We start from the raw sequence: 19,445 nt of genomic DNA, 5'->3' as shown, positions 1-19,445 counted from the left end.
GGAGTAATATTATGATATTAAACAGAAATGATTTATGTTGGTGTAAAAGTGGAGTTAAGTATAAAAATTGTCATTTAGAATTTGATAAGAAATTAAGTGACTTAAAAAGAAAAGGACATATAGTACCAACAAGAGATCTTATAAAAACAAAAGAGCAAATTGAAGGAATAAGAAAGAGTGCAGAGGTTAATAATGGTCTTTTAGATTTGATTAGTGAAAACATCAAAGAAGGCATGACAACAGAGCAGATAGATAAATTAGCATATGATTATACTATATCAAAGGGTGGAATTCCAGCAGACCTTAATTATGATGGATTTCCTAAAAGTATTTGTATATCAATAAATAATGAAGTATGTCATGGAATACCAAGTGACGATGTTGTCCTTAAAAATGGGGATATTGTAAATGTGGATGCTACTACTATATTAAATGGATATTATTCAGATGCATCAAGAATGTTTATGATTGGTGAAGTAAGTGAAGAAGCTAGGAAATTGGTTCAAGTAACTAAAGAATGCGTAAATAAAGGACTGGAAGCAGTTAAACCTTGGGCATTTTTAGGAGATATTGGAGCAGCAATTCAGGAACATGCAGAAAATAATGGCTATTCAGTAGTTAGAGAATTTGGAGGACATGGAGTTGGTTTAGATATTCATGAAGATCCATTTGTTTTCCATTTTGGAAAAAGAGGAACAGATATGGTTTTGGCGCCTGGAATGGTGTTCACAATTGAACCAATGATAAATGCTGGAAGTCATGAAATATTTATAGATGAGGATAATGGATGGACTGCATTGACAGCTGATGGTTCTCTTTCAGCACAATGGGAACACACAGTTCTTGTAACAGAAGATGGGGTAGAAGTTATTTCAAAATAATTATGTAATTTGATTTATTAGTGGGGTTGTCTACAGTTTCAAAGTAGTAACCAATCATGAAGGAAATTTGCTATTTAGATAAGCTAATAGATGAGTTAGCAAAAGAAAAAGCAGCAGATAAACCATTTAAAGTATATACTTTCCCAGTAAATATGAGCGGATTTTCAGGGCTCCCTTGCAGGGTGATTGCTGAAGTATAGTGGTGTGAGAGGATGGAAACAAAATAATTGTTTTCATCCTACTCGATTTATTATAAATTATTGTGCTATAACTTATTTTTAGGTTATAGTAATTAACTTGATTGATTATTTTCAGTAGCTTTCATTTCTTTATTAAGGATTTCAAAAATCTTTTTAATATCCAATACTGCACCTCCCTTATTAGAATACAGTTTACCCGTAAACACAATATTATAAACCAATTCCAAATCTCTTATTTCTCATACATTGAATAATTGTTACTTTAATCTCTCATCAAAACACAATTGAATTTTAATACCAAATGGGTCTTCAACAATACCATATGCTTTACTAAATATATTACTGGCTAATGGTACAATTATTCTAACTCTTTCATCTGCAATTAAGCTATTGTAGAATTGTTGGATTTCCTCCAAATCAGCACTTTGAATACATAGAGAAGTATTATTACCAGCTTGGTACTTTTCATTAGCATCCATTGGATTTTCATTAAGCATAATTTTAGTCTTACCTATTTTTAAAACAGAGTGAGAGATGTGATTTTTATTTTCGTCATTAATTTCTATTGATTTATCCCCCATCTTTACCAGGTCTGAATATGTTATAATCATTAACTGTTCTGCATTAAAGTGTTTCTTGTAAAAATTAATAGCATCTTGTGCTTTTCCATTCATTGAAAGGAAAATAGCAATTTCTAGCGTTGTACTCATAATATTAATCTCCTTTGTATAATAAATTAGATATCAATGACTATATTATTGATATAATTAGAGTATAATACTTAAAGGTGTCAAAATATGAAAACTTTATTCAGGAAAATTTTAAAACGGAGGATATATGAAAAAATCAGAAAGATTAAACCATATGATGATGTATTTGAATGACTTAGATTACTTTAATTTAAGTGATTTAATAAATAAATATAACATTTCAAGAAGTACAGCTTTGCGTGACATTGCCTCATTAGAAGAATTGGGAATGCCTATTTATGCAGAGCAAGGTAGGTACGGAAGATATGTTATATTGAAAAATAGATTATTGTCACCTATTATATTTACCATAGATGAAGTATACGCTTTATATTTTGCAATGCTCACACTGAAAGCCTATGAGTCTACGCCTTTTCATTTAAGTATAGAAAAATTAAATGAAAAATTTGAAAACTGCCTATCAGGAGAACAAATAAAAGAAATTAATAAGATGAAAAAGGTCTTAAAATTTATAAGGAAAACTATCCTTCTATGAAAATAGAATTAGGGACAAAGACAATTATAAAGGGATTTTTTAATGTGGGTGAAGAAGAATTCATATCTGATTATTTCCTTAGATATGGCACGTCTATTAAATCAGTGAAACCACAATCATTAAAATCTATTATTTATGAAAAAATTAAAAAGATTCTAAATCATTATGAAGAAATTTAAGACTTATATATACTAAAATATTAATTTTATTAAAGTCCTAATTTATAAGTTTTCTATTGAGGATATTAAAAAATTATGAGCGATAAATTCAGATTTCTCATTAAGGTAATTTACAATCTGTAGATTTGACGTAGTAAATTATAAAAATGTTCTTTGAAAATTGAGTGATATAGCTTTTACAAGATATGTTATAATCGATTTGTAATGGTAAATTATTGCAATAAAACAAAATTTATATTTCGAATTGATTTGGAGGTGATACATATGGATATTACTATTGAATTTGGGGAAGTAAATGATATTGATAAATTAGAAAATCTTTATAATGATTTAAATGATTATTTGGCAGATGGAGTAAATTATCCGGGATGGATAAAGGGTATATATCCTGTAAGGCAAAATGCAATTGATGGCATTAAAAACGGAAATCTTTATGTAGCAAAGCATAATGGAACAAGCATTGGTTCTATTATTTTAAGCCATGAGCCTGAACCGGCATATTATAATGTTAAATGGGGATTTGAGTATGACTATTCAGATGTTTTTGTTATACATACATTTGCTGTTCATCCAAGATTTATGAAATGTGGTGTAGGTAAAGCACTAATGGACTTTGCTGATAAGCATAGTGTTAAGTCAAAAGTTAAATCAATTAGATTGGATGTTTTTGAAGGTAATATGCCTGCCATTAGGCTTTATGAAAAATGTGGATTTGAATATATTGATACTGTTGATTTGGGCCTTGGAAACTACGGATTGGATTGGTTTAAACTGTATGAAAAATTAATATGAAATAATATGTATAGTCCTATATAGTATTTGTTGAATATTTTCCATATAGTTATGAATCAGTAAAATTAAATAGCAAATTTTAAAATCGTATTATTCAACATTGGATTTACGATTTTTTTTACACAATTCTAAAAAAAGAAGTAATAAAGGTTTTATTACTTTCTAATTATGGGAGGATCATATTATAAGTAGAAAGTGATTTTATTGAATATTTGAAAGTAATTGGTATATAATTAGATTAATGTGAATAAATGCAAATAAACTCGCTATGGATTTTGAGGGGATAATTATGTATTATAATACTAAATTCAAAATTATTAATATAACAATATCAATAATAACTATTTTAACAGCAATATTTTCTATTTTGAAACCTAATCTAAGAATGATTATTATGCCAATTGTGCTTATGTTATTAGGAATACAACAATTAATAATGGGTATTAATTATTTCAAGTTAAATAAGAAAAAAGAATATACCTTATTAATAGGAGTTAGTATATTTTTGTTCTTATGTTCAATAGTTTCAATTAAACTTATAAATTCCTAATATTATTAGGAGGGGTTTTTAGTGAAAATTTCAGAGAAATGCTTTAAATATTATAAATAAAGAAAATTACATAAGTGAGGATGTATTATGACAAAACATAAGATTTATACAATGAGTGTAGCAAGTGTCTACCCCCTTTATGTTATGAAGGCAGAGAAAAAGGGACGTACAAAAACAGAGGTTGATGAAATAATCCTATGGTTGACAGGATATAGCAAAGAAGAGCTAGAAGCTGAGCTGGAAAAACAGGCTGATTTTGAGACTTTCTTTGCAGAAGCTCCTAAAATGAATCCTTTACGAACTTTGATTAAAGGAGTTGTCTGTGGTGTTCGAGTGGAAGACATTGAAGAACCAACTATGAAGGAAATTCGCTATTTGGATAAGCTAATAGATGAGCTAGCAAAAGGAAAAGCGATGGATAAAATTTTAAGAAAATAATTATTAAAAGCGAAGAAACACTGATTTTATATGAGAAATATAAATAATTGGTGTTTTTTGTTGACCTGATTAATTTTGAAACATCATGTAATGTATTTTTAGTTAGTATAAAGGTTAGTGAGGTTATGTGAAATAAGTTATATAAAAATGTTAAGAAGAAGATTTTGCATATAAATTATTTCTTTTGTAGAAATAATGTGCCATCACTTTGAAGTTCTCCATATATTATATCCGCTAAATTAGATATATTTTGAATTTTAAGTTGAGAATATAACCAATCTTCGCTTAAATTTAATTCTTTCAAATTATGTTTAACTATTTTTCCGTCAGAAATTATTTCAGATGGTAAGTATTTTGGTGTAGGAATATTAATGTTCATATCAGATTTAGTAATTTGCTGATCTTGTGGCTTTTTCATTACACTTAAGTTTCCATTGGGCTCTAATATAGCATATTCTACTTCTTTAATAGAGAATATATTTTGTTTCCTAAGTAGCATTAATAAGTCATCTAAATTAACACGATTAGATGTTAAAGAAGCTTTTAAAATTACCCCTCTTTTTATAACTATTGTAGGTTGACCATCAATTATTTGTCTTAATTTACTGAATTTTAAGCCAATGTATTCAACTAAAAGAGTTAATACACACCAAAAAATTAACCCTATAAAATCATCCCAAAAAGGTTCTTCGGTTTCACGAATCATATTAGCTGCTATTGAGCCAATTGTGATTCCAGTAAAGTAATTAAAAAAAGTTAGATGACTCATTTGTTTTTTTCCTAATATTCTGGTTAAAACTAGTAATGTTATAAAAAGTATAAATGTTCTTAGTAAGACGTCAGGTGTGTTTGTTGGGATCATTGGTATTACCTCCTAAAGTTATAGTGAAAATAATATTTATGCAAACAAAATATTGCAGTATAAAAAGTAATAAATATAAATGGATTATTGACTATTAATAACGTTTATATTCAAATAAATAGTCAATTATAATGATTAATGCATAAATTGTCCACATATTAAAAAAATGTATATAGAAAATTGATATTATTAGATGTGTGTAATATTGAGCCATATGTAGATTTTGCATAGCAATTAATAAAAATAGATTTTTGAAAATTGAATAATAGGATATTCAAAAGATATGTTATAATTATCCATAAATAAATTAAAATCATAAGTGGGTTTAATTTTTTATAGACTAGAATACTATATTGCTTGGGCAAGATATTTATTATTGGAGGTACCTATGGAAAAGATTATTACAGATCGATTAGTACTTAGAAGTTTCTCATTGGCTGACGCTAAAGGTTTACTGGGATATTTATCGAATCCTAGAGTTAACTGTTTTCGAGGTGAGAAAATAACAACACATGAGGAGGCTATATCAGAGGCTAAAAAGAAAAGTGAAGATGACTCTCATATTGCTGTTTTATTGAATGATGACGAGAATTTAATTGGAGAATTATTTTATTTTTATGAAGAACCAGACACCTATTCCATAGGATGGAATTTTAATGAACAATATGAGGGAAGAGGATATGCTGGCGAGAGTGCGAAAGCTTTATTTCAATACCTTTTCAACGAAAAAAGAGCTAGAAGATTATATGCATATGTTGAAGATGATAACTATCGATCACAAAAACTGTGTGAAAAATTAGGGATGCGTAAAGAGGGATGTTTTTTAGAATTTATTTCGTTTATAAAAGATGAAAATGGAATTCCTAAATATGAAAATACGTTTCAGTACGCATTACTGAAAAAAGAATGGGAGAAACAACAAATTTAATTCTGTTACAATTAATGTAATTTGAAACATAAAACTAAAAATGATATAATTAAAAATAAAATAAGAAAGCGGTGATAAATTTGGATAAAATATCGCTAGATAAAGAAACGATCCTTAATGCAACAGAAGAAATAATTCGCCGTTTCGGACCAGATAAAGCGAATATAACTGACGTGGCAAAATTATTAAAAGTAAGTCATGCTGCAATTTATAGATATTATAATGGAAAAACAGATCTATGGAACGCTGTTACCGAGCGTTGGCTTACACGTTTGCATGCTCCGTCAAATAACATATTAAAAGAAGATAGTCCTGCAGATGTTAAACTTAGTAATTTACTCGAAAGTTTTGTTGAAGCTAAGCATAACAGTGCTATTAATGATCCGGAAATGTTTGCGAACTACATAAAACTAGCTCAGAGATCAATGGAAGTAATAAAAAATGGTATAGAAGAGGGAATTAATTCTATTGAGAAGGTTATAGTGCAAGGAATTACAGAAGGTATATTCTTTACAGAATCTCCTTATCAAGAGGCGAGATCTGTATATCTTGCAACCAGCGTTTTTATTCATCCAAACACATTTGAAGATCCTGACAGAAAACAAAACATAGAATCTGTTATAAATCTTTTAATAAAAGGACTTAAGAATTCCAATAAGTAAATATTTTATATAAGAAATGGCCGACTATTATCGGCCATTTCTTATATGGTTATCTAAATCACAGTCACATTAAAATGTAAATTAATGCAAATCATACAATTTATTTCTTATTATTTTCCCCAGGTAACCTGCAATGGATTTCTATCTACCAAACGTTTATACGTGTATTTTGGAAAGCCGACCATAAGTCCTGCTGTAACCTTCATATTTTCTGGCAAATTCAAAATATCAAGTAATGGCTTATAACCAGAAGCAGCACAAGCGTCAAAAAATCCAGTAATGCAACTTCCAAGTCCCATTGAAGTCGCATAAAGTTCAGCATATGCTAGAGAAAAAAGCGTACTGTCATGTCCCATTGATGAAGAATTTTTATGAACTATTGGTATTACTAGACAAGGAGCATTACGTAATACAACATCCTCACCAGTCTCACGATAGTGTCTTACATGATTGGTAAATGGTGCTTCTAATGGTGATCCAGCATAAGGTGGGTGTTTCAATGCCTCTTCTAACCAATCAATTGCAACCGATGTGATTTTGCGTAATGTATCAGGATTATAAATTACATGATAGGAAACTCCTTGTGAATTACCACTTGTTGGCGCAAATCTGGCAATATTTAAAAGCTGTTCTATCTTTTCTCTAGGAACTGGTTTATTTTGAAATTCCCTAATAGAACGTCTGCTGCGGAGAAAGCGAGACGCAGTATCTTCGTCAAGAACTGGTGTATTTTCTAGTTCTACTTGATTTGCTAAAGGCGTTTTTACATTGTCAAGTGCTGCACTGTGACAAACAGCCACGCAGTGCCCACAGGAGATACAAAATTGTCCTACTACCTTTGGCCCATTTTCATCCATACCTATAAAGCCAGTTGGACAGACTTTGGAGCAGCTTCCACACTTAGTACATTTAGATTGATCAATCTGTATCAAATTTCTATTATCCTTTTCCATATTATAATTCCTCCCCTTGAGATGATTATAGAATTTAATCGAAAGTTACAAATACTTAAGTATGTAACTTGTAATTGAATTTTATCATATAATAAAGCTAATTACAAGTTTATAAATATGTAACTTATAATTAGTTATGCCAGCTCTACATATAATTTGAATATATAAAACACCATCAGCCCTGTCTTTACTAATAAGGTGATTTTCATAATAGTAGATTTCTTATTTTTTGCGATAATCAAAAATTTAAAAATAATTTTTTAAAGTAGTTTTACTTTGAAAATTGAACAATGTGATGTTTACCAAATGTGTTATAATTGTTTTGCTGAAGTAAATTTATGTAAAACAATGATACAATAAAGCTTCATTGGAGTAGCATATAAATTTTATTTATTGGAGGAATAGAAAAAGATGAAAATAGGTTTTTTTGATTCAGGTATTGGCGGTATCACTGTATTATATGATACGTTAAAAGTGTTACCTAATGAAGATTATATATATTATGCAGATACATCAAATGTTCCATATGGACCAAAACCAAAAGATGAAGTTAAAAAGTATATTTTAAATGCTATAGATTTTATTGTTGAACAAGGAGTTAAGGCAGTAGTTATTGCTTGCAATACTGCTACAAGTGTAGCAATAGAGGCGTTGAGAAGTAAATATAGCATTCCGATTATTGGTATGGAGCCTGCAGTAAAGCCTGCCATTGAAAAAAACAAAGATATGAATAAACGAGTATTGGTAACTGCCACTGCTTTGACGTTAAAGGAAGAAAAATTACATAATCTTATTTATAAATTAGATAACGAACATGTTGTTGACTTACTTCCTCTTCCAGGATTAGTTCAATTCTCAGAAAGACTTGAGTTTGATGAACAAATAGTATTACCGTATCTTAAAGAGGAGTTATTTAAATTTGATTTAAATAATTATGAGGCTATTGTTTTAGGGTGTACCCATTTTTCTTACTATAAGGATATGGTTAGAAAATTAGTGCCTTCAAATGTTAGTATAATCGATGGAAACATTGGCACTGCAAAAAATCTTAAAAGAATTTTGAAAGAAATGAATTTATTAAATGAAGGGCATGGCAACATCACTTTCTATAATTCAGGAATTAGAGTTGAGGATAAAGCAGAATTGGATAGATATAGCAGACTATTTGAAAGAATGGATAATATCAACGAATATAATATTTCTGAAAAGATTTAAGAGCCATTCATCAGAAATGACTACAGGAAATAGTAAAAACTAAAATGGAATCCTAATTGCTGATCATTATGATCATGATATTGAAGGCAGATTAAATTCACATATTCAATTCATAGGAGAGATAGTAGAGGTTAAGATTAGTGAAGAAGTAGTTGATGAAAAAGGGAATAGCGATATTGCAAAACTAAAACCTATTTCATTTGTAGGCAATGACCGTGGTTATTATGGATTAGGTGATAAGCTTGAAAATGCATTTTCTATAGGCAAGGATTTTAAAAAATAATAACATCTAGTAAAATTATTTTTCCAATGAAGTTGCTGAGTAAAAGCAAGCAATAAATAATAAACACATTATTCTAAAATGAATGGTGTGTTTTTTTATGCTCAAAGTTTTTTGGAAATGGGGGGGATAATTTTAAAAGTCCAAGTTAAAACCGCCCCCCATATTATATAGTAAATAACTCATAAAATAAATTCTAAAATTTTATGTTAATGTTTTATTACTTAAATAAAAATAACATCTACAAATGAATTTATTAAATCAGTCGGATCATCTAATCCTTTTTCTGGTTCTAGATGCCCAGTAGAGTTAAGCTCAACAAGACCAAGAATAAATGAAGATACCATTGCGGTTAATTGTTTCGGCGATTTATTAACAGTACATTTTTGTTCATGAGCTTTTTCCAAACATTCATACAAGAGTGCAAATACTTCAATGGCTGAAATGTGCAGGGTAGGATATTGCTCCTTATTCCATTGCTTGCGGAACATTAATGGATAATGCTCTTGATTCTTTATACCAAAATCATAAAATGCATATAAGACTTCATAAACAAGTTTTTTTGGATCATTTATTTCTCCAATTAATTTTGAAATACGGTTTTTTAGCGTATCAAAATTTTCAATTACAATGGCTGCAAGTAAATCATCTTTATTTTTAAAATATACATAAACTGCACTTCTAGATAAATTCGTTTCTTTTCCAAGGTCACGCATACTAACCGAATCAACACCACTTGTATCAATCATTTGCCTTGTGACATCAATCAATTTTTGTTTTGTATCATTACTATTTTTCATATGAACCTCTTTTACCAATATATTTATAAATAATTTTACAACACTATATTGACACCGTCAATGTTAGGGATTATAATAAATTCAAGTTGACAGTGTCAATGATAAAATATGTTAACGTTACTTGCAAAGAAGGAGTGTTATTATGTTAAATGAAATTAATTTAAATAAAAAAACAATTATTATAACTGGGGGGAACTCAGGATTAGGTTATGAATGTGCTAAAAACATTGCTAAAGCTAATATTAATAATCATGTTATACTAGCTTGCCGTAATGCAGCTAAAGCAAATGATGCAGTTAATTCACTAATTAAAGAAACAAACAATAACAACATAACTTCTTTGGAACTTGACCTTGCATCCTTAGAATCAGTAAGAAATTTTGTGAGCAAATTTTCAAAATCAAATTATCCACCACTATATGCTTTAGTTTGCAATGCAGGATTAATTATGGTTGATAAAACTCATTATACTAAAGATGGCTTTGAAAGTACCTTTGGAATAAATCATCTTGGACATTTTCTACTATCCAATATGCTGCTAGAAAAGATGACTGATTCAGGTAGAATAGTCTTTGTTAGTAGTGGAACTCATGATCCATTACAAAAAACAGGGATAGCTGAGCCTGTATATGAAAATGCAAGATTATTAGCTTATCCTAAGGATGATCATGAAAGTAAAAATATGATGACAATTGGTCAACGTCGCTACACAACTTCAAAATTATGCAATATATACTGCGCATATGAGTTATCCGAAAGAATAAAAGAACAAACTAATAAAAATATTACAGTAAATGCTTTTGATCCTGGACAGATGCCAGGTACAGAGTTTTCACGCACTTTTCCTCCTTTAATGAAATTTGTTTGTGATTATATTCTCCCTATTTTTACTTTAGTTCGTCCAAGTGCTAATACTGCTAGCAAATCAGGTAAAGCATTAGCATTACTCATAATTAATCCTGAGCTTAATGAAATTACAGGTAAATATTTTAAAGGCACAAAGGAGATAAAAACTTCGAAGCTTTCCTATAATAAAGAAAATAGAAAAGATTTATGGAGGACAAGCATTGAATTATCAAAACTAAATAAAGATGAAACAATATTAAACTTAGACTAAGAATAATTCATAGATTTCAGCTTATATATGTAAGATGAGGAAAATATCATGGACAAAAAAGGACGTACAAAAAAAGAAGTTGATGAAATCATTCGCTGGTTGACAGGATATAGACAGGAAGAGCTAGAAGCACAAATGTAAAAACAGACAGATTTTGAGACTTTCTTTAGGGAAGCTCCCACAATGAACCCTTTAAGGATCTTGAGTAAAGGGGTTGTCTGCGGTGTCCGAGTGGAAGATATTGAAGAACCAATTATGAAGGAAATTCGCTATTTGGATAAGCTAATAGATGAGTTAGCAAAGGGAAAAGCGATGGATAAGATTTTAAGAAAATAATGATTAAAAACGAAGAAACACTGATTTTATATGTAAAATATAAAATCAGCGTTTTTTTGCCAGATTAATACTCAAATAAGAAATAATTATGTATATATTCAAAGATGTTGAATAACACATATATTTATGTTGACTTATTATTGGTATCTTTATAACGAAGTCCATCGATAACAATGGACATTAATTTATTGAATCGTTCGATATCCAAATCACCTTTACGCTGCTCTATAGCAAACAGAAGACTCATCATAAGGGTAATTAAATCCTTTATATCTATATCTTCACGTACAGCCTTGGTTTGCTGAGCACTGGTGAGGAGAGTAGCAAATGTTGACTGAAAATCCTGTAGCACATCAAAATCTGTCATTCCGGTATTTAAAGCATCTTTTAACGCCTTGTTAGTAAATCCATCTTCTATGATATGTATAAAGAAATTAAAAAAAGCTTCACCTGGATCAATATTATTAATTAGAGACTTAGCTCTTTTTGTAAGCTGCTGTTTATAATTAATATTTACTGCCTCAAATAGTGCTTCTTTGTTTGGAAAATGGCGGTATACTGTACCAATGCCTACACCAGCCTGACGAGCAATTTCACTTATAGGAATTGACGTCCCTTTTTCAGAAAAAATCTTATATGCCGCATCAAGTATCTGCTCTCTATTTTGTTTTGCATCCGCTCGCAAGGATTTTGAATTATTATCATCAGGCTGCGGAATATTCTCTGTCTTGTGTACATAGCACTCTTTATTTGTCATCCAGATAACCACCTTTCTTTTTTATTTTACTTCAAAGTTTGAATATTGACAACGGAATCACCATTCCGTATAATATTTAACATAAGCGGAATGTGAGTTCCGTTTAGTTAATATTAAAAGGCGGTGTGTATTATGAATGAAGAAAATAAAAATATCAGAAGTCCAAGGGAAATATTTGAACTTGCCCAAACTATGTTTCTAAATAAGGACTTGAGCAGTTTTTCTGACTTATTTGCAAGTGATGGTATATTGGAATTGCCGTTTCATATTCAAAAATCAATGAGGTTAATTCAGGGACGTGAGAATATTCGTAATTATCTTGCGATGATGCCAGCTGCACTTTTAAAACCAATAGGATATAAATCCATGACAATACATGAGACAAGCAATCCTGAAATTATTATAGCTGAGTATGATATGTACGGTGAAGTTACGGCTAATAACAAGCCTTTTCAGAGGAGGTATCTTCAAGTTGTTGAGGTTCGTAATGGCGAAATTATAACTTTACGCGACTATTGGAATCCAATTGATACATTCGAAATACTTGATCGTTTGCCTGAGCTTTGTACTATTCTTACACAAAAGTAAAAGTGATTATTATAAGGAGAGATGTAAAATGTCAAAGGTTGTTATTTTCAACGGTAGTCCAAGAAAAAATGGGTATACCACAAAATTGTTAGAACAAGTAGCAAAAGGAGCGAAATCTAAAGGGGCCGAAATAATTGAATTTGATTTAAATGATTCTGGAATTCGTGGTTGTCAAGGATGTTTTTACTGCCGTACACATGATGGTTGCGCGGTTAAGGATTATCTACAGCCAATGTATAAGGCTATTACTGAGGCAGATGCTATTGTATTTGGTTCTCCAATCTATTATTACCAAATTACAGGTCAAGCAAAAATTTGGTTAGATCGTACATTTCCAATGGTTGGAGATAATTTTGCACCGAGACATTCTGGTAAAAAGTTAATAACGATATTCACTCAAGGTAGCCAAAATCCTGAAATGGGTGCGGAAGGCATTAAATTTGTTAATAATATGCTTGCAGCATATGGTTGGAAATTAGAGGATAGTATTCTTTGCTGTGGAACTACTAATTTTCATTCAGAAAAGCTTGGGAGGTATGATTCTAATTTAGAGCAGTTTGAGGAACTATCTTTGAGAGCATTTAAGGATGGAGAAAATCTAGTTAGGTAAATTTCAAACACACAATATCATTATTAATCAATAAAAATAAATAATAGATTTTAAAGTCGCATTATTCAAATGAATTTGCGATTTTTTTATTCTTTAGTCGCTTGCGATTTTGTTCACTCTTTTTCAAATTCAAGTTTTATATTTTGAATAAAAGCAAATAATAAATCAAGACCAAGTATAAATGCTAAGAAAAAAGTTATAGTTGACAATTAGTCTAATTAGACTATAATATGTAGTGATGTTAGTCTAATTAGACTGATGATAAATAGAAATGTATTGTCAATATCCGTTAATATATTAAATAAGTAAGTATTTAACATTTATTGAGAACTGTAAGCATTTCATAATAAAGATTAAACAAAAGAAAGGATGAAAAAAATGATTAAATCGTTTTTAATGATAGGACAGTCAAATATGGCTGGGCGTGGATTTATTCATGAGGTACCCCCAATTTATAATGAAAGAATACAAATGTTGCGTAATGGTAGATGGCAGATGATGACGGAGCCAATTAATTATGACAGGCCTGTTTCAGGAATAAGTCTTGCCGGTTCATTTGCAGATGCATGGAGTCGTCAAAATCAAGAAGATACTATTGGTTTAATTCCTTGTGCTGAAGGTGGAAGCACACTGGATGAGTGGGCTGTAGACGGAGTACTTTTTAGACATGCTGTAACTGAAGCTAAATTTGCTATGGAAAGTAGTGAACTCACAGGAATTCTATGGCATCAAGGAGAAAGTGATAGTGTTAATGGTAACTATAAAGTATATTATAATAAATTACTTTTAATTATTGAGGCTTTTAGAAAAGAGTTGAATGCTCCAGATATTCCAATTATTATTGGTGGATTAGGAGAATTTTTAGGTAAAGAAGGATTTGGGAAAAGTTGCACTGAATATAAATTCATTAATGAAGAGTTACAAAAGTTTGCTTTTGAACAAGATAATTGTTTCTTTGTTACAGGATCAGGTTTAACTTCTAATCCTGATGGTATTCATATTGATGCAATTTCTCAAAGAAAATTTGGTTTACGTTATTTTGAGGCCTTTTCTAATAGACAACATGTATTGAAGCCATTAATTAATGAAAATGAGCTGCTGAATTTAAATAATGCTAGAACACATACTAAAAATGAAAAGATATATATAAAAAGTATGGAGTTTGCATTAGGAAAAATATCATATGAGGAATTTGTATCTCAATTCATGCAAACCAACAATGATTAAATCTTATAATTATGAAATAACAGTTAATATAATTTTGATGAAGAGCATAAAGGAGGTGTTTTTTTGATACCATTACTAATTTTAGGTTTATTAAAACAAAACCCTGGTTCTTATGGATACGAATTATTAGCCTTAATGGAAGAGAGACACTATAAATATATAGCAAATTTCACCAAAGGTTCATTCTACTACAATCTTCAACAATTAGAAGAAAAAAAATATATTAAAAAAGTTAACAAATTAGATAATACTAGAGAGACTAATAATTACATTATAACTGAACTAGGAGATAAGGAATTTGAAAAATTAATGTATAAGTATGGATCTAAGACAGATTATATAAACTTATCGTTTTATGCAGCAATGTTGTTTGCTGATGAATATAAAAGCGAGGATCTAACAAAACTAATAGAAATACAAATTGAACAAACTAAAAAGAAAATTTCCTTATTAGAACAATCTCTTGAGCATGATGAAACTATTCCTACATATTTTAGAAAAATGTTGGAAAATTCACGTTCTCATCATTTAGTAAATGTAAAGTGGTTTGAAGGACTATTAGAAGATATAAGAAATGAAAATTAATATAAAATCATAATTTATTTATTCTTTAGAATACTAGAATATATATTCTGATATTCTAAAGAATATGCTGGAATAATGCGGCTTTTAAAGTTACAGCCTTTATCCCATTCATAATAAAGCTAATCGTTTTTTCAATATTATATTCTTTATCATTCTTACTAAAATAGCAATATTGAGCACAACTATATACTGATGAGGAAATTAGTTTGACTAATATATTTGTGTCTTTAGAATCTAACTCATTTCTAGCTACCATACTATTTAATATTTTTTCGATAAGATTGTCTATTTTATATTTTAATAAATTATCTACAGTAGAAGCTATAGATGTAGAATCAATTTTACGCTTTTGATAAAATGAAATATTGTATTCATAAAGGAAGAAAATAAGTTCCTTTATAATCTCTTCATTTAAATCTGTAGCATTTAAAATTTCTATTGGTAACATTTCTTCAAAACAATCTATAACAAGTTCTTCCAATAAAATATACTTATCTAAATAGTGAGCGTAAAAAGTTGCTCTATTTATAGTTGCCTTTGTTGTAATATCTTTAATTGTTATGTATTTAAAGTCTTTTTCCTCAAGTAATTGAACAAACGACTCTTTAATCAAATTTTTAGTTCTTACTGCTCTTGGATCTTTTTCATTCATAATTTATCATTAATCTCCTTTGACAAAACAACAGATTTAATAAAATGTTGTTTATACAACATAGCTAAAAATCTATTGGTTGTAGCTTTATGAGTAATCAAATATTATATTAACATACACTTATATTTTAAACAACACATGTTTAATAGGAGGAAATATAATGAAAATTTTAATGATAGGTAGAGGCGTAATTTCAACACAATATGGATGGGCTTTAGAAAAAGCAGGTAATGATGTGACATTTTATGTGCGCCAAGGAAGAATCAATCAGTATGGTGATATAGTGAATTTAAAAATATTAGATGGCAGAAAGAACAAAAAAGGTGATTTAGTAAATACCGCTTGGAAAATTAAAATGATAGAAGAATTGTCATCTAACCATGATTTTGATTTGATTATGATAAGCGTAAATCATAATCAATTAAGTACTATAATAAATTGGTTAGAACCACTTGTTAAAAATTCAACTGTTCTAATATTTAATAATATTATTAATGAGCCTTTAAACTCAATTGGATCAATTCCTAAAGAACAAGTTGTTTGGGGATTCCCAGGAGCTGGCGGATCTTTTATAAATAAAAACACGTTAGATGGTGGGTTCATGAAAAACATATTTATGGGCTTCATTGACAATACTACTAATAAAGCTAGATATGATATGGTAACTCGACTATTTAAAAATGCAGGTTTTGGTATTTCTGAACAGAAAGATATGCGTAATTGGCTATGGTTTCATGTAATTACTAACGCAAGCATGATGGCAGCAGCCTCAAAAGTAGGTTCGCTTAATAATCTATTTGATTCTGCAAATGCCCTTAAAGATTTTGCTTTAATATTAAGGGAACTTACACCATTGATGGCAGCTAAGGGCTCTAAGGTTAGTACAATAATAAATATCGCAGTGAATTTACCTGCAGGTATTGTGGCTTTTGTAATGAAATTAGCATTAGCTGAAGGTAAGCTGCCAAGAGAAATAATGAGAAGTGCTAGTGGGAGTGAAAATCTAAAAGCTGAAAGTAATGTAATATTTGTGCGCGATACTCTTGCTGAAGCACGTAGACTTGGGATATCACTTCCTAGGCTTGAATCTTTAGAGTCACCTATTTATAAATAATTTTAGTGCTTTTTAAACAAAAATAACTAGACAGTTTTTTGGTTCATGTAAATTTTAAATTGAGGTATAAAATGTTTGAAGGATATGACGAAACTAAAATACCTGAATACTATAAATCTGGTAATCCTAATCAAGAATTAGATACGGCCGATTTTCCGTATTATATACTTGAATATAAATACGTATTAATAGAAAACACTGGAACTATTAAAGAAAAGAGCCTCTAATTGGTATGATTCATCTATATTACTTATTTATAAATTCAGAAATTGTCTTTGCCATATAGTCATCACTTTGCCTCATCCCACCTTTAGCCCATTCGATTAATACATTATATAATCCACCGGCCATATAATCAATCCAAAATTTATGCTGATCTGGAAGAAGTGAATCTTTGCAGAGAATCCTTTGGGATAGTTCATAAAAAGATTCAATACATTTTTCAAGAAGTATGTTAATTAAATTGGAATTAATTAAATTAGAAATTAACTTCTCATGTTTTCTAAAATAGGAAAAGTATAAGCGTAAATTCTCATAATTGTCTAGTTTTTCTTTCTGCATTACTTCCTTAGAATATTCTTTTAAGAGTTCATCAATGTATGTGGTAATAATATCTTCCTTTATATTATAATTTCTATAAAAAGCCATTCGAGAAACTCCAGCTTTTTTTGCTATTTCTGTAATAGAGATTTCTTTAAAATTCTTTTTTTCCATTAAAATCATAAGTGCAGTGAAAATACTTTCTTTTGTTATTATATTTTGTATATTAGCGGCTTTATTTACCATAACAATATCCTTTCTTTTGTAACGTTTGCTCTATCTTCTATTGAAATATTCTTTTGCCCCAATTATACTATACTCAAATAAGCGTTACAATTGTAACGGTGAAATTTGAGGAGGATATTATGAAAATTTTATATTTCACAGCAACAGGAAATAGTCTATATATAGCAAAAAGCCTTGGAAGCGATTATTATTCAATTCCTAAATTAATAAAAGAAGGTAAATATGATTTTGAAGATGAAAAAATTGGGATTGTATTTCCAATTTATAATAGCGGAGTTCCTAAAATAGTTGAAGAATTTTTAAATAAAGCAAAATTTAAGGGTAAATATATTTTTGGAATAGCAACTTATGGAATGTATGCTGGTGCAGCAACAAGACACCTTTTGGAAATTGGTAATAGAAATAGAATTGAATTTTCTTATATTAATGAGATAGTTATGATTGATAACTACCTTCCAGGATTTGATATAAATAAGGAGCTAGAAAAAGAACCTAAGAAAAAGATAGAAGAGAACTTAGAAAAAATAATTAAAGATATTAATGAAGAAAAGAAATATATTAAAAAGCATTCTTTTATTTCTAGTGGTCTTAGAATACTAAGTGAAAAAATATTTTATGATGATGAATTTGAAAAGAATTTTACTGTAGAAAATACTTGTACTGGCTGCAAAACTTGTGAAAAAGTGTGCCCTGTAAATAATATAAAAGTAGATAAGAAACCCGTATTTATGAACAATTGTCAGAGATGTTTGGCATGTACTAATAATTGTCCACATAATGCAATAAGAGTTAAAAAGGAAAAAAGTAAGACTAGATTTATTAATCAAAATATTACATTGAAGGAAATAATAAATGCAAACAATTAATTTGTATTCTTCCATTATTTCCTTTCTAATATATTATATGTCATGACAATTATTATGACTTATAATTAATTATATATCAAACAATAATAACAATAAAACAGGTGAAAATCAAAATGTCTTAGACAATTAGGGAGGCTTTAATGTGAAAAGAAAGATAATTTTAAATCTGGCAATAAGTCTTGATGGATATATAGCTTCAGAAGATGGTGGATATGATTGGATAGTTGGACATGGAGATAATACATTAAATACTGAAAATAAATTTGATTTTGATAAATTCCTAGAAGGTATAGATATAGTAGTTATGGGTAAAAATTGCTATGACCAAGATATGCATAATGATTATAGAAATAAAAAAGTATATGTAGCAACATCTCAAAAACTTCAAAATCAAGATAATCTTCATTTTATTAGCGGAGATATTGTTAAAATAATACAAGAAGAAAAAGAAAAGGACGGCAAAGATATCTACTTATTTGGTGGTGGAGGTCTTGTAGACAATTTTATCAAAGCCGATATTATTGATGAATTTATAGTGGGAATAATTCCAATTATACTGGGCAAAGGAAGACCTTTGTTTTTAGAAAATAATCCAACAATAAAGCTGCATTTAGATGAAGTTTTCGTAGAGGATGGTATCACCATTTTAAAATATATAAAAAGAAAAATATAAGGTTGTTAATTTAAGATAAAATACTATTAAGAGAGGTTTTACGTATTATATTTACAAAAACAGCTTTTTATTGTAAAATGTATTAAAAGCAATGAAAAGAAGAGTAAATAAAATAATTCATTTTCAGAGAGCTCTAGATGGTGGGATTG

Annotated in this window: 27 protein-coding genes, 1 pseudogene and 1 other annotated feature (1 of these 29 only partly in view); of the genes and pseudogenes, 20 read left to right on the top strand and 8 right to left on the bottom strand. The window is 29.2% G+C overall.

Translation table 11 applies throughout. The features are described 5' to 3' along the window. Positions 1-11: 11 nt before the first annotated feature. Together F3K33_RS18405 and F3K33_RS26850 are read left to right on the top strand one after the other, a co-directional pair. A complete protein-coding gene (locus F3K33_RS18405; protein WP_039771630.1) occupies positions 12-881 on the top strand; it encodes a methionyl aminopeptidase in 870 nt (289 codons plus the stop codon). Between the two features lie 56 nt (positions 882-937). Beyond that, the gene (locus F3K33_RS26850; protein WP_173712339.1) at positions 938-1,081 is read left to right on the top strand and encodes a hypothetical protein; all 144 of its coding nucleotides are present in this window, start codon (positions 938-940) and stop codon (positions 1,079-1,081) included. A gap of 92 nt (positions 1,082-1,173) precedes the next feature. Here the strand turns inward: F3K33_RS26850 and F3K33_RS27000 are convergent, their stop codons facing one another. Both F3K33_RS27000 and F3K33_RS18395 read right to left on the bottom strand, forming a co-directional pair. Then, on the bottom strand, positions 1,174-1,302 hold the full coding sequence (locus F3K33_RS27000) for a hypothetical protein (protein ID WP_023974149.1): 129 nt from the start codon (positions 1,300-1,302) through the stop codon (positions 1,174-1,176). Between the two features lie 36 nt (positions 1,303-1,338). Next, complete coding sequence (locus tag F3K33_RS18395; protein ID WP_039771632.1) at positions 1,339-1,791, bottom strand: VOC family protein; 453 nt, start codon at positions 1,789-1,791, stop codon at positions 1,339-1,341. A gap of 127 nt (positions 1,792-1,918) precedes the next feature. Here F3K33_RS18395 and F3K33_RS18390 point away from each other — a divergent pair, with 127 nt between their 5' ends. The 5 genes from F3K33_RS18390 (at position 1,919) to F3K33_RS18375 (ending at position 4,285) form a co-directional block, all read left to right on the top strand. Continuing rightward, positions 1,919-2,326 (top strand): helix-turn-helix transcriptional regulator, encoded by a 408-nt coding sequence (locus F3K33_RS18390; protein ID WP_338032041.1) that lies wholly within the window; start codon positions 1,919-1,921, stop codon positions 2,324-2,326. Beyond that, entirely contained in the window at positions 2,323-2,505 is a 183-nt protein-coding gene (locus F3K33_RS27060; protein WP_338032040.1) for a hypothetical protein, read from the top strand. The genes F3K33_RS18390 and F3K33_RS27060 overlap by 4 nt, the downstream gene beginning before the upstream one ends. Positions 2,506-2,769: 264 nt before the next feature. After that, on the top strand, positions 2,770-3,297 hold the full coding sequence (locus tag F3K33_RS18385; protein WP_039771634.1) for a GNAT family N-acetyltransferase: 528 nt from the start codon (positions 2,770-2,772) through the stop codon (positions 3,295-3,297). Between the two features lie 289 nt (positions 3,298-3,586). Beyond that, positions 3,587-3,847, top strand: a complete 261-nt coding sequence (locus tag F3K33_RS18380; protein WP_017210375.1) for a hypothetical protein — start codon at positions 3,587-3,589, stop codon at positions 3,845-3,847. An 87-nt stretch (positions 3,848-3,934) separates the two neighbouring features. Next, a complete protein-coding gene (locus F3K33_RS18375) occupies positions 3,935-4,285 on the top strand; it encodes a DUF2200 domain-containing protein (protein WP_023974146.1) in 351 nt (116 codons plus the stop codon). A 175-nt stretch (positions 4,286-4,460) separates the two neighbouring features. Here the strand turns inward: F3K33_RS18375 and F3K33_RS18370 are convergent, their stop codons facing one another. Further along, positions 4,461-5,147 carry a YetF domain-containing protein gene (locus tag F3K33_RS18370; protein WP_023974145.1) on the bottom strand — a complete coding sequence of 229 codons (687 nt, stop codon included), beginning with the start codon at positions 5,145-5,147 and terminating at the stop codon, positions 4,461-4,463. Between the two features lie 388 nt (positions 5,148-5,535). On the opposite strand from F3K33_RS18370, the gene F3K33_RS18365 reads away from it, so the two are divergent. Continuing rightward, positions 5,536-6,075 (top strand): GNAT family N-acetyltransferase, encoded by a 540-nt coding sequence (locus tag F3K33_RS18365; protein ID WP_023974144.1) that lies wholly within the window; start codon positions 5,536-5,538, stop codon positions 6,073-6,075. Positions 6,076-6,146: 71 nt separating this feature from the next. Then, on the top strand, positions 6,147-6,737 hold the full coding sequence (locus F3K33_RS18360) for a TetR/AcrR family transcriptional regulator (RefSeq protein WP_242960303.1): 591 nt from the start codon (positions 6,147-6,149) through the stop codon (positions 6,735-6,737). A gap of 110 nt (positions 6,738-6,847) precedes the next feature. On the opposite strand, the gene F3K33_RS18355 is transcribed toward F3K33_RS18360, so the two are convergent. Beyond that, entirely contained in the window at positions 6,848-7,690 is an 843-nt protein-coding gene (locus F3K33_RS18355; protein WP_039771639.1) for a nitroreductase family protein, read from the bottom strand. Positions 7,691-8,101: 411 nt separating this feature from the next. Between F3K33_RS18355 and murI the strand changes: the two genes are divergently transcribed. After that, entirely contained in the window at positions 8,102-8,905 is an 804-nt protein-coding gene (gene murI, locus F3K33_RS18350) for a glutamate racemase (protein ID WP_039771641.1), read from the top strand. A gap of 504 nt (positions 8,906-9,409) precedes the next feature. On the opposite strand, the gene F3K33_RS18340 is transcribed toward murI, so the two are convergent. After that, on the bottom strand, positions 9,410-9,985 hold the full coding sequence (locus tag F3K33_RS18340; protein WP_039771643.1) for a TetR/AcrR family transcriptional regulator: 576 nt from the start codon (positions 9,983-9,985) through the stop codon (positions 9,410-9,412). A gap of 142 nt (positions 9,986-10,127) precedes the next feature. Here F3K33_RS18340 and F3K33_RS18335 point away from each other — a divergent pair, with 142 nt between their 5' ends. Both F3K33_RS18335 and F3K33_RS18330 read left to right on the top strand, forming a co-directional pair. Continuing rightward, complete coding sequence (locus F3K33_RS18335) at positions 10,128-11,102, top strand: SDR family NAD(P)-dependent oxidoreductase (RefSeq protein WP_039771645.1); 975 nt, start codon at positions 10,128-10,130, stop codon at positions 11,100-11,102. 51 nt (positions 11,103-11,153) lie between these two features. Then, positions 11,154-11,438, top strand: a pseudogene (locus tag F3K33_RS18330) (DUF2200 domain-containing protein); the annotation flags it as partial. A 124-nt stretch (positions 11,439-11,562) separates the two neighbouring features. Here the strand turns inward: F3K33_RS18330 and F3K33_RS27055 are convergent. Beyond that, positions 11,563-12,195: a TetR/AcrR family transcriptional regulator gene (locus F3K33_RS27055; RefSeq protein WP_051144830.1), complete on the bottom strand. Its 633-nt coding sequence runs from the start codon at positions 12,193-12,195 to the stop codon at positions 11,563-11,565. A 132-nt stretch (positions 12,196-12,327) separates the two neighbouring features. Between F3K33_RS27055 and F3K33_RS18320 the strand changes: the two genes are divergently transcribed. From F3K33_RS18320 to F3K33_RS18305, 4 genes are all read left to right on the top strand, one after another. Next, entirely contained in the window at positions 12,328-12,783 is a 456-nt protein-coding gene (locus tag F3K33_RS18320; protein ID WP_039771647.1) for a nuclear transport factor 2 family protein, read from the top strand. Between the two features lie 28 nt (positions 12,784-12,811). Beyond that, positions 12,812-13,393 (top strand): flavodoxin family protein, encoded by a 582-nt coding sequence (locus tag F3K33_RS18315; protein ID WP_039771649.1) that lies wholly within the window; start codon positions 12,812-12,814, stop codon positions 13,391-13,393. Between the two features lie 378 nt (positions 13,394-13,771). Then, positions 13,772-14,620, top strand: a complete 849-nt coding sequence (locus F3K33_RS18310; RefSeq protein ID WP_039771651.1) for a sialate O-acetylesterase — start codon at positions 13,772-13,774, stop codon at positions 14,618-14,620. Positions 14,621-14,683: 63 nt separating this feature from the next. Next, positions 14,684-15,205 carry a PadR family transcriptional regulator gene (locus F3K33_RS18305; protein WP_023974134.1) on the top strand — a complete coding sequence of 174 codons (522 nt, stop codon included), beginning with the start codon at positions 14,684-14,686 and terminating at the stop codon, positions 15,203-15,205. A 55-nt stretch (positions 15,206-15,260) separates the two neighbouring features. On the opposite strand, the gene F3K33_RS18300 is transcribed toward F3K33_RS18305, so the two are convergent. Continuing rightward, entirely contained in the window at positions 15,261-15,857 is a 597-nt protein-coding gene (locus tag F3K33_RS18300) for a TetR/AcrR family transcriptional regulator (protein ID WP_039771653.1), read from the bottom strand. 160 nt (positions 15,858-16,017) lie between these two features. Here F3K33_RS18300 and F3K33_RS18295 point away from each other — a divergent pair, with 160 nt between their 5' ends. Beyond that, entirely contained in the window at positions 16,018-16,971 is a 954-nt protein-coding gene (locus F3K33_RS18295) for a ketopantoate reductase family protein (protein WP_039771654.1), read from the top strand. Between the two features lie 71 nt (positions 16,972-17,042). Next, positions 17,043-17,198, top strand: a complete 156-nt coding sequence (locus F3K33_RS26485) for a hypothetical protein (RefSeq protein ID WP_017210387.1) — start codon at positions 17,043-17,045, stop codon at positions 17,196-17,198. A gap of 19 nt (positions 17,199-17,217) precedes the next feature. On the opposite strand, the gene F3K33_RS18290 is transcribed toward F3K33_RS26485, so the two are convergent. Then, the gene (locus F3K33_RS18290) at positions 17,218-17,757 is read right to left on the bottom strand and encodes a TetR/AcrR family transcriptional regulator (RefSeq protein ID WP_017210388.1); all 540 of its coding nucleotides are present in this window, start codon (positions 17,755-17,757) and stop codon (positions 17,218-17,220) included. A gap of 119 nt (positions 17,758-17,876) precedes the next feature. Here F3K33_RS18290 and F3K33_RS18285 point away from each other — a divergent pair, with 119 nt between their 5' ends. Both F3K33_RS18285 and F3K33_RS18280 read left to right on the top strand, forming a co-directional pair. Beyond that, the gene (locus F3K33_RS18285; RefSeq protein WP_017210389.1) at positions 17,877-18,623 is read left to right on the top strand and encodes an EFR1 family ferrodoxin; all 747 of its coding nucleotides are present in this window, start codon (positions 17,877-17,879) and stop codon (positions 18,621-18,623) included. Between the two features lie 142 nt (positions 18,624-18,765). Further along, on the top strand, positions 18,766-19,296 hold the full coding sequence (locus F3K33_RS18280; protein ID WP_023974131.1) for a dihydrofolate reductase family protein: 531 nt from the start codon (positions 18,766-18,768) through the stop codon (positions 19,294-19,296). An 82-nt stretch (positions 19,297-19,378) separates the two neighbouring features. Beyond that, positions 19,379-19,445, top strand: a binding site (T-box leader) (it continues 334 nt past the right edge of the window).

Source organism: Clostridium beijerinckii, from assembly GCF_008705175.1.
GTDB lineage: Bacteria > Bacillota > Clostridia > Clostridiales > Clostridiaceae > Clostridium > Clostridium beijerinckii.
Note: the sequence above shows the minus strand (reverse complement) of the source record. Positions and strands in the feature narration are given on the sequence as shown.